The following is a 12699-nucleotide window of genomic DNA, read 5'->3' as shown; positions in this document are numbered from 1 at the left end:
TGGAGAGCAATTCTAACGTTATCTGCTTCCGATAAATCGGAATAGAATGTAGCACCTTTCCACTAGCGCGGGAGGTTGCTAAGCTTTCACAGGGTCTATTCCCTCCAGCTTTCGTGATAACAAACACTATAATTATGAACACTGCAAATGTAGTGACAAAATTGAAATAATGAAATATTTTCTAAAATTTCATTAAAAAAATAATATTTATAGATTTATACTCTAAATTAATATTTTTAAACAGAATATAAATCTATAAAATAATTTAAAAACTTTTATTCTAACGCTTGTTTTAAGTCGTTAATTACATCTTGAACCGTTTCTAAACCGACAGAAACGCGTACCAAACCATCAGTAATACTTACTGCTAATCGTTCTTCTTCAGTCAACTTACTATGAGTTGTGGAAGCTGGATGCGTAACAATCGAACGTGTGTCTCCTAAATTCGCAGATAACGAACATAGTTTGATTTTATCCAAAAACTTTCTTCCCGATTCAATTCCGCCTTTGATTTCGAAAGCCACAATATTTCCACCTAATTTCATTTGCTTTTTAGCGACTTCATATTGGGGATGCGATTTCAAAAACGGATATTTCACAGAAGCCACATTGGGATGATTTTCTAAAAATTCGGCGACTTTTAAAGCGTTTTCGCAATGTTTTTCGATACGAACCGGCAACGTTTCCAAACTTTTTGACAATACCCAAGCATTGAAAGGCGACAAAGCGGGTCCGGTATTTCTAGAAAACAAATAAATTTCGCGAATTAAATCGGAACGTCCAACAGTTACACCGCCTAAAACACGACCTTGACCATCGATTAATTTGGTGGCAGAATGAATCACTAAATCGACACCAAATTGAATTGGGTTTTGAATATATGGCGTTGCAAAACAGTTATCTATAATTAAAATCAAATTGTGCTTTTTTGCAATTTTTCCCAACAATTCCAAATCTAAAATATCAACCGCTGGATTGGTTGGTGATTCGGCATAAAGAATTTTCGTATTCAGTCGAATGAAATTTTCAATTGTTTCTGGTTTATTGACATCGAAATACGAAGTCGTGATATTCCATTTCGGAAAATATTTGGTAAACAACGTATGTGTCGAACCAAAAACACTACTTGCAGAAACGATATGATCGCCCGAATTCAATAAAGCAGCAAAAGTTGAATACACCGCTGCCATTCCTGTTGCGAAAGCGTATCCGTCTTCTGCTCCTTCCATCAAACAAATTTTCTCAACAAATTCAGATGTGTTGGGATTGGAAAATCGGCTATAAATATTACGTTCTTTTTTTGGAAAAAGTTCAGTTATTTGCCTAGGGATTCCAAGAACCCCATTTTCATTTTCAGCGGAATTATTTTTATTGTTTGGGGTTTCTTCGGCAAATGAAGCACGCATATCTTCTGCATCTTCAAAAATAAAACTCGAAGTTAAATATAACGGAACGGAATGTTCTAAATATTGAGTGCGCTCTAATTGCGTTCTGATGGCTTGGGTTTCTAATCCTAAATTTTGGTTGCTCATGGTTTTGTTTGTTGAATTGTTTAATCGTTAAAGTGTAAAACCCACAAGACTTTTACTTCTTGCAGGTTTTGAGTTTGGGTGGTTATAATTTTTTTTCGGATAAACGTAAAATATCTCCAAAAACACCTCTTGCAGTTACCGAAGCGCCAGCGCCAGCACCTTGAATTACAATAGGTTGTTCTCCGTAGGATTCCGTATAAATTTCAAAAATGGAATCAGAACCTTTTAAGGAACCTAAAGCAGAATTAGCTGGAACAGAAATTAATTTCACTTCTAATTTCCCTTTGTCTTGTTGTAAATCTCCTGATAATTCACCGATGTAACGCAACACTTCATTTGGACCTTGAGCCTCTTTGATGTTTTGGTAAATTCCATCTAATTCTGATAAACGCTTTAGAAAATCGGTTGCACTTCCTTCACGCAAAGCTTCTGGAATTAGGTTTTGAATTTGGATTTCTTCGAATTCGTTTTGTAAATCTAATTCGCGTGCTAAGATTAATAATTTTCTTCCAACGTCGTTTCCGTTTAAATCTTCTCTTGGATCGGGTTCAGTGAAACCTTTGTCGATGGCTTCTTTTAAAACTTCGCTGAATTTTTTGTCTTCTATCGAAAAATTATTGAACAAATAACTCAATGTTCCAGAGAAAACACCTTTAATCTTAGTGATATTTTCACCTGACAAATGCAGTAATTTAATCGTATCAATCAATGGTAATCCAGCACCAACATTAGTTTCATATAGATATTCTTTTTGATTGTCTTTCAATACTTTTCGTAGTTTTTTATAGAAATCATAACTTACTGTATTTGCGACTTTATTTGAAGAAATCAAATCGAAACTATTTTCGGCTAATGAAATGTAATTTTCAATGAAAGTCGAGCTTGCGGTATTATCAATCGCGATTAAATTTTCCAAATGATGTTCTTTTGCATAAGCGATAATATCTTCCACTTTATAATCTTGACCTTTGTCTTCTAACGTAGCTTTCCAATTTTCGCTAATTCCGAATTTATTCAACAACACTTTCTTTGAATTCGCAATGGCAAACACATTCAACTTGATTCCTTTTCGTTTTTCGATGTTTTTTGCGGATTCTAAAATTTGGGAAATCAAAGTTCCACCAACCGTTCCGTGACCGAAAATGGCGATGTTGATTTTTTTCGCCACTCCAAAAATTTCACCATGAATTACATTTAAAGCACGTTTGAATTCATCTTGACTAATTACCAAACTGATATTTCTTCCTGTAACCGTATTATTCAGCAAAATTGGGGTGATTTTATTTCGGATTAAAGCCGTGTAAGGTTTGTGAAAATTGGTTAAATCTTGCCCAATAATCGAAATCACAGCAATGTTATCGTTTACCGAAATTTTATTGACATCTTTTGTATAAAAATCAGTTTCAAATTCTTTTTCCAAACCTACTAAAGCTTTGGAAGCCTTGTCAGAACTTACCACCAAACCAATTCCTCTTTCGGAAGAACCTTGCGAAATAATACTCACGCTAATATCGTTTTCAGCCATTACGCGGAAAATTCTTGCATCAACACCCGTTTTTCCTAACAAACCTCTTCCTTCTAAATTAATCAGCGACACATTCGTTAAAACAGAAAGCGATTTTATACCTTCATTCGTTTGTTCCGAAGTGATTAAAGTTCCATCATTTTCAGGATTGAAGGTATTTAAAATTCTTAACGGAATATTTTTCTCAACCAAAGGAATAATGGTTTTGGCATGTAAAATTTGCGCTCCAAAATTTGCTAACTCATTCGCTTCATTAAAGGACAAACGCTCGATTTTTTTTGCGTCAGCCACTAAATCGGGATTAGCGGTGAAAATTCCGTCTACGTGTGTGAAATTTTGAAATTCTTCGGCATTCAGATAATTCGCTAATAAAGAAGCTGTGTAATTACTTCCATTTCTTCCCAAAGTCGTAGTTTCATTGTGTAACGTTGAACCAATAAAACCCGTCACGATATTAACTTTATCTGTGTTTTTCTCGAAATAATCCAAGACATTTCGCTTTGAAACAGCATCAATTGGTTGCGCATTTCCAAAATTCAAATCAGTTTTAATTAACTGGCGTGAATCGGTGAATTGTGCTTTGATGCTATTTTCGTTTAAGACATAAGCTACGTATTTTGCGGATAGAATTTCGCCATACGCGATGACTTGATCTTTGATTTTTTCGCTGTAATCTCCTAAAAGCGAAACGCCTTCTAACAATTTCTGTAAAACTGAGAATTCTTCTTCGAAGATATTTTCTTTCAAACCTTCCAATTGGTATTTTTTGAATTGCTCAAAATCCGCTTGAAAATTGATGTTGGCTTGCGCTTTTTTTAGTAGAATCACCAATTCGTCTGTTGCGTTTCCTCTTGCCGAAACTACGACTGCAATGGGTTCGTTATTGAAATATTTTTGAGCAATCGTTTGCACTACTTTTTGTAATCCTTCTCCGTTTGCTAATGATTTTCCTCCAAATTTTAATATTTTCATTTTTTTTAGTTTTTATTTTTTATTGGTAAAAAATGGTATCGCTTTTTTTATTGGATTTTGCTTTCGCAAAAAGTTTTGTGAGCGATTTCATCTTAATTAAATATAGGTTTTAGTATGTTGTTTAGTTGTTCAAATTCTATCAAGAAAGCATCGTGTCCGTGAATGGATTTGATTTCGTGATAAAATGCGTTGTTTTTGTAATTCTTGACTTCTTGAAAAGCCGTTTTGATTTCGTTTGCCGTAAAAAAGTAATCTGTGTCCACACTTATTAGATGAATATTTGACGAGATACTTTTGATGACATCTGATTTATTGTTGCTTTTAAAAATATCCGTAGTTTTCAATAAATGATTCATGAGTTTGTAGGCCGAAAGTTGAAATCGATTTTGCAATTTTTCTCCGTGATGCAACAACCAACTTTCCACTTGAAACAATCCTTCTGAGTTTTGCAATTTGGTCTGGAATTTTTCTTGAAGTGATTCGGGTGTTCGATACAATAACATGGCGTGAATTCGTGCATCGTGAATTGGATTTTTAGAATTATTCAGAATCAAATCTTGAATTAATACATTTCCAATCAACCAATCAGAAGCTTTCCAATTTGTTGCTACTGGAATTAAATTTGCAATCGCTTTTGGTCGAATCGTTGCCATTTCCCAAGCAATTGCTCCACCTAAACTTCCACCAATCACTGCAAAAACTTGATTCACTTTAAACGAATCGATTCCTTTCCAAAATAAATTAGCAATATCGTAAGTGGTGAAATCTTGATAATTTTCAATCAAATTTTCTGCATCTTGATAGCCATTTCCTGGAATATTGAAAGCTAAAACTGCATATTTTTTGGTATCAATAATTTTATCCTCACCAATTAATGATTGCCACCAACCGTTTTCTCCAATAACTTGCGAATTTCCAGTCAAAGCATGATTCACCACTACCAAAGGAGCTGAACCAACAGGTTGCCCAAACAATTGATAGGACAAAATCGTTTTGGATTGCACTACTCCATTTTGCAACGGAATATTTTGAAACACTATTTTTTGAATTGTACTCATCTTTCTTTTTAAAAAAGACTGCCTTTAGGTAGGTCTATCGGCAGCCTTCAAACAAACAAAAACCTAAACTAAATTTTGAACTGGCAATTTTTCGAAAACACTTTGTAAATCGGCTTTCAAGTCTTCAATATCTTCTAATCCAACGGATAAACGAATTAAATCTTTCGTTACACCGGTTGTGATTTGTTGTTCTTCTGACAATTGTTGGTGCGTTGTACTTGCTGGATGAATAATCAATGATTTTGTGTCGCCAATATTCGCCAACAAAGAGAAAAATTGGGTTTCATCAGCTACTTTTTTAGCCGCTTCATAACCTCCTTTTAATCCAAAAGTTACGATACCGCTTTGTCCTTCTGGTAAATATTGTTGGGCTAAATCATAATATTTTGAAGAAATTAATCCTGGATAATTTACCCAAGCTACTTCTGGACGTTTTTGCAACCATTTGGCTAATTCTAATGCATTTTCACTGTGCTTTTTGATTCGAATAGCTAATGTTTCTAAACCTTGAATAATTTGAAATGCGTTGAACGGACTCAAAGAAGCACCTAAATCTCGCAAACCTTCGATTCTAACTTTTGCAATGAATGATGCTGCTCCTAAAACTTCATAATATTTTAATCCGTGATAACCCGCTGAAGGTTCTGTAAATTCTGGAAATTTTCCGTTGCTCCAATCGAAATTTCCTGCATCGATGATGACACCTCCAAGAGAAGTACCGTTTCCACCGATGTATTTGGTTAACGAATGAATTACGATGTTAGCTCCGTGTTCGATTGGGTTAAGCAAAAAGGGTGTTGCCACTGTATTATCTACAATAAAAGGCACTTTGTAGGTTTGTGCTGCTTTTGAAATGGCTTTTAAATCGAGTACATCTAATTTTGGATTTCCTAAACTTTCGGCGAAGAACACTCGTGTATTTTCTTGAGCAGCGTTTAAAAAATTCTCAGGGTTTGATGGATCTACGAATGTTGTTGTGATGCCTAATCTTGGCAAAGTCACGTTTAATAAATTATAAGTTCCACCATATAAACTATTAGAAGCAACGATATGGTCGCCAGTTTTTAATAACGTTAATAAAGCGGTTGAAATTGCCGCGGTTCCTGAAGCAGTTACGACAGCGCCGATTCCACCCTCTAGTTTAGCTAAGCGTTGCTCTAGAATATCATTTGTTGGGTTGTTTAATCTTGTATAAATAAATCCAGCTTCAGCTAAACCAAAAAGATTAGCTGCGTGATCTGAGTTATTGAAAACATATGATGTGGTTTGGTAAATTGGAACCGCTCTTGTTCCTGCGTTTTTAGTTGTATCGTGTCCTGCGTGTAAAGCGTTTGTTGAAAATTTATTTGTGCTCATGATATTTTAAGTATTAAGATATTTGTATTAAGTATTAAGATTTTTTTGTTCGAAGTTTGCTTTTCAGCTACACATTCGACAACATCGTCTTGGATTGTAAATTGCTATTTTCATTATTTTGTTGATTTTTAGAAATAAAAAAACCTCTGCTTTCGACAGAGGTTATATTGAATTAATTTACTTTTAAAATTATGCAATAGGTTTCCTCTGCGGATTGTTCCACATCATCATACACATATTGCACATTGTAAAGTTCATCTTCTATTTCTTTTAGTTTGACAGGGCAAAATTAGATTTATTTTCTACAATAAAAAAATAAATAGATTATTTTTCTAAATTTTATTATTTATTAATCATTTTTTAGAATATTTTTTTATGTTATTGAATTTCAAACTGAAAATTTTTCTAAAGAAACCTACATTTGTAATATCTAAATAAAAAAATGTTAACAATCATTTGGAATTCAATTTCATTTCATACATTTGCATCCGAAAACTAAGAGGAAAAATTTGAACTGATTGCAACCTCATTAAAAAATGCTAAAGCAGTAATTACTACTCCTTTAGGCAGCACCTGCAATTATTTTTCCTCACTTAAAATTTAAAAATAATTTATTATGGCTTATTTATTTACGTCAGAATCTGTGAGTGAAGGACATCCTGACAAAGTTGCGGATCAAATTTCAGACGCATTAATTGATAACTTTTTAGCATTTGACCCTGAGTCAAAAGTAGCTTGTGAAACGTTAGTTACTACAGGTCAGGTAATTTTAGCTGGAGAAGTAAAATCAAACACGTATTTAGATGTACAAACTATCGCAAGAGATGTAATTAAGAAAATTGGTTACACGAAAAGCGAATATATGTTCGAAGCAAATTCTTGTGGAGTTTTATCTGCTATTCACGAACAATCTGCGGATATTAATCAAGGTGTGGATAGAGCTAGTAAAGAAGAGCAAGGTGCTGGTGACCAAGGAATGATGTTTGGTTACGCTACAAATGAAACTGCTGAATTCATGCCGTTAGCTTTGAAATTATCTCATCAAATTCTTCAAGAACTAGCGGACTTAAGAAGAGAGAACAAAGAAATCACTTACTTACGTCCGGATGCGAAATCTCAGGTTACTTTAGAATATTCTGACGATAATAAACCGGTTCGCATTGACGCTATTGTAGTTTCAACACAACATGATGATTTTGCTGATGAGCCAACAATGTTAGCGAAAATCAAAAAAGATATTATTGAAATTTTAATTCCAAGAGTGATTGCTAAAAATCCTCAATATGCTCATTTATTTAATGATGCAATTATATACCACATTAATCCAACAGGAAAATTCGTAATTGGAGGACCTCACGGAGATACGGGTTTAACTGGAAGAAAAATTATCGTAGATACTTATGGCGGAAAAGGAGCTCACGGTGGTGGTGCTTTCTCTGGAAAAGACCCATCTAAAGTGGACCGTTCTGCGGCTTATGCTACTCGTCATATTGCTAAAAACTTAGTAGCTGCTGGTGTTGCTGACGAAATTTTAGTTCAAGTTTCTTATGCAATTGGAGTTGCTGAACCAACATCAATCAACGTAAACACTTACGGAACTGCCAAAGTAAATTTAACTGATGGACAAATCAGTAAAGTAGTTGAAGGTATTTTTGACATGCGTCCGTACTTCATTGAACAACGTTTGAAATTAAGAAATCCGATTTACAGTGAAACTGCTGCTTATGGACACATGGGAAGAACACCAGAAGTCGTGACTAAAACGTTTACGGCTCCAGGTGGAGAATCTAAAACATTAACTGTAGAATTATTTACTTGGGAAAAATTAGATTTTGTAGATCAAGTAAAAGCTGCTTTTAAATTATAAGAAATCCTTTCTTTAATAAAAAAACCATTCGCATTAACGAATGGTTTTTTTATCTCTATACTCGAAAGAACTACAATGTATATTTCAAACTCAAAATAACAAATCGAGGTTGTACTCTGTAACTCGAAAAACTACTTGTACCACCTAACTGACTAAAACTATTTGTGTCAAGCGATTTTGTATCTAACAAGTTGGTTCCTGAAAGTTTCCATTCCCATTTACTCCCTTTCTTTTGATACATTAAACTTGCTGTTAAGAAGTCATATTCGCTATCAATAGTTTTCGTTTTGTTTCTATTGTGAAAGTATGAATATTCTGAAACGAATGAAAACGCATCTAAAAAGTAATATTCTAATGTTAATGTTGGACTATCTATATAAATAACATCTGAAAAGTTATCGTTAACAGTAAAATTATATCCCAAAGTTAAATTAGGCAACGTTTTATAATTCGTAGAAAAACTCAAGTTATAACTTTGAGAGTACGATTCAATTGTTTGAATTTCTGTTGGGTTATTACTTGGGTCAGTATCTGCATCTGGATAAACACGAATGTTGTTGTTCTTTGACCAATTAAAACCAACTCTAAAATTCGCCTTGTAATATCTCGCAAAAGAGCGTCCATAATTTCCATTTGCAGAAAAAGTTTCATCAGGAAAATTAGAATTCATATTTTCAGATGAAGAAATTTGATTTACTCCTAATAACAAAGCTCTATTTTTTATTGCATCTAATTGTCTTGTATACGTTATATTAGCAAAAATATTCTCAAAATTAAACATGTTATATTTAAAATAACGCAATGTATGAACTTGAGAAGTTGAGTTTTCTAAATAACGATTTCCGCTAAACAAACTGTTATAGTTTGAAAACACATAACCTTGGGCTAACCTATTAATATCAGTAAAATTATTGGTTAACGAATAGTTATAAGTTAAAGTTTCTGATTTTTTAATTTGCCACAAAGCATAAACATCTGGCAAAATTCTATTGAAAGATTGTTTATTAGAAGTTCCTAATTGCTCATCATTCATGTTGAATTGATGCACACTAAATCCAGGATTAAATGTAAACTTACCTAACAAAAATTTATAATGAACTCCTAAAAACACATCATTAAACGCATAATTAACATCATTAAAAGTTGTTGGATCAGTTAAATTATTTTGAGTTCCATTATTCAGCAATTGAAAAATAGATGAATCAAAATTTTGATATGAATACGTATTTCCTAAAGTCAAATTGATATTGCTTTTTGGAGTTAACATGTAATAATAATCAAACTTAGTGTCTAGCTTATTAGTTTGAACAAATCTTTTTTGTGAAATATCATCTCTAACTCCAACTCCTTCATTTATATAACCCGTTAACAAAGGCGCAAAAGGCAACGTTTCTAAATTAGCATTATAAAAAGGATCTTCATTTTGATACAAATGTTGCATTTCAAACGCAAACACATGCTTATCATTTAATGTGTAATAGTAATTTAAATTTTGATTTACTGAAAATGGATTTTGCTCTTTTCCAGTGTAGATATCTGACAATAAACTTGAAAAAACACTTGTATTTTCTTTTTGATCAGAAAATTTAACTAAAGCATCGTAATCAAAATGTGCTTTTTCAGAAGGCACATAACTTGAACTTAATTTAAGTAAAATCTGTTTACTATCTTGTTTTGTATAATCTTCTCTAGTTTCAGAAATAGTTTGAGAAGAGCCATCAGGTAAATTATCAATACGATTTGAAATGGTCGTGTTTTCTATTTCCGTTTTATTCCCAAGTAAAATTCCGAATCCACTTAAAGTCCATGCTTTTGAAGGATTAAAACTAAAATTAGCGGCTCCAAAAGTTGACTCAATATTGGCCGCTTGATTGTTGCGAAGTCCTAAAATTCCTAAATCATTTGAAGACACATTAAAAGAAGATCCGCCTTTACGCATCATATTTTTAAAACCTCCAGTAAACTTGAAATAATCTTGAGCCGTTAAGGGTAATTCGCCAATATTATTCACATTAGCAATTACATTTAAACTGTATTTTGGGTTATAATAAAACAACTTTGGATTCACAATGAAGCGAGTATCTTCCATACCAACTCCAATACCTGCATTCATATCACCAAACCAAAAATTCTTTTTACCTTCTTTTAATTTGATATTTAAAGCAATACTCTCTTCGTTATTTTCAAGTCCTTTTAAATTAGAAACTTCGTTGTAATTTCTTAAAACTTGGATTTTATCTAAAGCATCAGCTGGAATGTTTTTAGTAGCTAACTTCGTGTCGCCATCAAAAAAATCTTTTCCTTCCACCATTACTTTTTGAACTTTTTTCCCTTCTACTTCAATTTCCCCATCTTTATTTACTTCTACACCAGGAAGCTTTTTAAGTACATCTTCCAATTTTCTTTCCGTACCATTTGTAAAAGAATCGGAATTATAAATGATGGTATCTCCCGAAACGCTAACTGGCATTTCGTGAACAATTTCAACCTCTTTTAATTGTGTTCCTTCATTTAAAACCACAGGAAAGTTCATGTTTGAAGTTCCGGTCGTAACTGTTTTTTCAAAGGTTTGAAATCCAATATAACTAACTTTAATAGTGTATGCAGTACTTGGCTTTAAACTCAATGTAAATTTTCCTATTTCATTAGTAATGGCGTAAGCATCCATGGCTTTGGTTTGTTGATTAATGGCCATAATATTAGCCATTTCTAAACCAACTCCTGTGGTATCTTTAACAGTTCCTTCGAAACGTATATTTTGAGAAATGGCACTTGATGTAAGTGCCATAACTAATAATAAAAATATTTTTTTCATAAATGTTTTTTCTTATCTACCCATTCTAAATTGCATACGATTACCTCCGCCAGGTCCAGAATTCATTTCGCGCATTTCTTCCATTTTCTTTTTAACAGTTTCGTCAAACTCTTTTTGGGTAACCACTTTTCCTTTTGAAACAGGCTTAATTTCAACCTTATCTTTAGAATTTAAAACTATTTTAGAACATAAAATTACAGTTTTGCCATCGTTAACTTCTAAGATTAAACCAGGTAATCCCCAGTAATTCTCAGGTCCTTGATTGATAGGGATTTCAGGACAATACCAAGCGGTAATTGTGTTTTCTTTTGGTAATTCCCAATCGTCTGTGAAGTTAGTTTTTTTAGCTTTTGCTGTGTCTTTTACTGCTTCTGTTTTTTTATCACCCTCTTTTGCATTGTTGTTTCTAAATCTAAAATTTCTAAAATCTGACTCGCTTACTTTAACAACTGCTGTTGCTTTAAAACAAGTATAGTTACCAATTTGTTTTGATTCGCCTTCTAATTTCCAATCATATTTTGGCAACGAATCTTTTATTAAAAACTCTTTCCCAAAAAACTCTTTATCAACAATATATTGTTTTTCTTTTGCATTTTTATAAAAGGTGCCACCGCCACCCATCATAGACATCATCATTCTTCCACCACCTTGTTGGCCAGGAGCGTCTAATTTTTCTTCTTCTTTATAAATAGAAGCTGATTTATCGAAATTTAAAATAAACGTTTTCTCAAACATTTTTTTCATTCTTTCTTCAATTTGTTTTTGCATTTCGGGGGTAATCTCACGGTTTCCACCCATTCCTTTCATAAAATCGGCTGTACTGGTTTTAGATTCATAAACCGCCATACCTTGGAAATTCTGAGCATTTAGTAACCCAGAAATCATTAAAATCGAAGCAATAATAATTTTTTTCATTCTTTTCAGATGTTATAGATATATATATAGACTATTAATAGTGCATTTTGTTACACAATTTAACTGCTATTTATGTGTTAAAGTAGTATATTAGACCCTGATTTTCAGAAATAGTTTAACAATGTCATTAAAAAAATTACTATTTATAACCTTTATAAGTTTATGTCACTTTTATCTAAGTAGTCAGGAAATTATTCCTGTTACAAAATTAGAAACTGCAAAAATAGAATGTGATGCATTTTTAGGTTTTGATAATCAAACTAATAGCTACAGTATCAAAAATAATATCTTAATCAAAAATAGCGAATCTAAAACCTTTCAATACAACAATTTAGGCTTAGGAAAAATTACTCGAGTTGACTTTCAAAATCCATTACAAATTGTAGTTTTTTATAAAAATTTCAACACCGTAGTACTTTTGGACAATCAATTAAATGAAATTAAAAAGATAGATTTCAATTTAAAATCAACTCCTGTTACTTTGGAAGCAGTGGCTTTGTCTTCTCAAAATCAAATTTGGATTTACGATAGCATTTCATCTAAAATTGGATTGTACAATGTAAATACTGATACTTTTAAATGGATTTCTACAATGCTTGAAAATCCAATTTCATATTACGAATCCGATTACACGCATTTTTATTGGACCGATAAAAATT

General features: G+C 32.7%; 7 protein-coding genes, 1 pseudogene and 1 riboswitch. Of the genes and pseudogenes, 2 read left to right on the top strand and 6 right to left on the bottom strand.

The features are described from left to right. Positions 1–15 precede the first annotated feature (15 nt). A riboswitch (SAM riboswitch) is annotated at positions 16–123 on the bottom strand. A gap of 152 nt (positions 124–275) precedes the next feature. From B4I81_RS08150 to B4I81_RS08135, 4 genes are all read right to left on the bottom strand, one after another. After that, on the bottom strand, positions 276–1532 hold the full coding sequence (locus B4I81_RS08150; protein ID WP_291109507.1) for a trans-sulfuration enzyme family protein: 1257 nt from the start codon (positions 1530–1532) through the stop codon (positions 276–278). 82 nt (positions 1533–1614) lie between these two features. Further along, positions 1615–4029, bottom strand: a complete 2415-nt coding sequence (gene thrA / locus B4I81_RS08145; RefSeq protein ID WP_291109505.1) for a bifunctional aspartate kinase/homoserine dehydrogenase I — start codon at positions 4027–4029, stop codon at positions 1615–1617. Between the two features lie 92 nt (positions 4030–4121). After that, positions 4122–5087 (bottom strand): alpha/beta fold hydrolase, encoded by a 966-nt coding sequence (locus B4I81_RS08140; RefSeq protein ID WP_291109503.1) that lies wholly within the window; start codon positions 5085–5087, stop codon positions 4122–4124. 63 nt (positions 5088–5150) lie between these two features. Next, positions 5151–6443 (bottom strand): O-acetylhomoserine aminocarboxypropyltransferase/cysteine synthase family protein, encoded by a 1293-nt coding sequence (locus B4I81_RS08135; RefSeq protein WP_291109501.1) that lies wholly within the window; start codon positions 6441–6443, stop codon positions 5151–5153. A gap of 616 nt (positions 6444–7059) precedes the next feature. Here B4I81_RS08135 and metK point away from each other — a divergent pair. Next, positions 7060–8310: a methionine adenosyltransferase gene (gene metK / locus B4I81_RS08130; RefSeq protein ID WP_291109499.1), complete on the top strand. Its 1251-nt coding sequence runs from the start codon at positions 7060–7062 to the stop codon at positions 8308–8310. Positions 8311–8380: 70 nt separating this feature from the next. Here the strand turns inward: metK and B4I81_RS08125 are convergent, their stop codons facing one another. Both B4I81_RS08125 and B4I81_RS08120 read right to left on the bottom strand, forming a co-directional pair. After that, on the bottom strand, positions 8381–11125 hold the full coding sequence (locus tag B4I81_RS08125) for a TonB-dependent receptor (protein ID WP_291109497.1): 2745 nt from the start codon (positions 11123–11125) through the stop codon (positions 8381–8383). 12 nt (positions 11126–11137) lie between these two features. Beyond that, entirely contained in the window at positions 11138–12040 is a 903-nt protein-coding gene (locus B4I81_RS08120; RefSeq protein WP_291109495.1) for a GLPGLI family protein, read from the bottom strand. A 121-nt stretch (positions 12041–12161) separates the two neighbouring features. Here B4I81_RS08120 and B4I81_RS08115 point away from each other — a divergent pair. Beyond that, positions 12162–12699 (top strand): annotated as a pseudogene (locus B4I81_RS08115) (hypothetical protein); the annotation flags it as partial.

This window comes from Flavobacterium sp. UBA6195 (assembly GCF_002422095.1).
GTDB lineage: Bacteria > Bacteroidota > Bacteroidia > Flavobacteriales > Flavobacteriaceae > Flavobacterium.
Note: the sequence above shows the minus strand (reverse complement) of the source record. Positions and strands in the feature narration are given on the sequence as shown.

What these genes read in the sequence shown, in the direction of transcription:
- B4I81_RS08150 (WP_291109507.1), bottom strand. Translation starts at nt 1,532, where the DNA reads ATGAGCAACCAAAATTTAGGATTAGAAACCCAAGCCATCAGAACGCAA.
- thrA (WP_291109505.1), bottom strand. Translation starts at nt 4,029, where the DNA reads ATGAAAATATTAAAATTTGGAGGAAAATCATTAGCAAACGGAGAAGGA.
- B4I81_RS08140 (WP_291109503.1), bottom strand. Translation starts at nt 5,087, where the DNA reads ATGAGTACAATTCAAAAAATAGTGTTTCAAAATATTCCGTTGCAAAAT.
- B4I81_RS08135 (WP_291109501.1), bottom strand. Translation starts at nt 6,443, where the DNA reads ATGAGCACAAATAAATTTTCAACAAACGCTTTACACGCAGGACACGAT.
- metK (WP_291109499.1), top strand. Translation starts at nt 7,060, where the DNA reads ATGGCTTATTTATTTACGTCAGAATCTGTGAGTGAAGGACATCCTGAC.
- B4I81_RS08125 (WP_291109497.1), bottom strand. Translation starts at nt 11,125, where the DNA reads ATGAAAAAAATATTTTTATTATTAGTTATGGCACTTACATCAAGTGCC.
- B4I81_RS08120 (WP_291109495.1), bottom strand. Translation starts at nt 12,040, where the DNA reads ATGAAAAAAATTATTATTGCTTCGATTTTAATGATTTCTGGGTTACTA.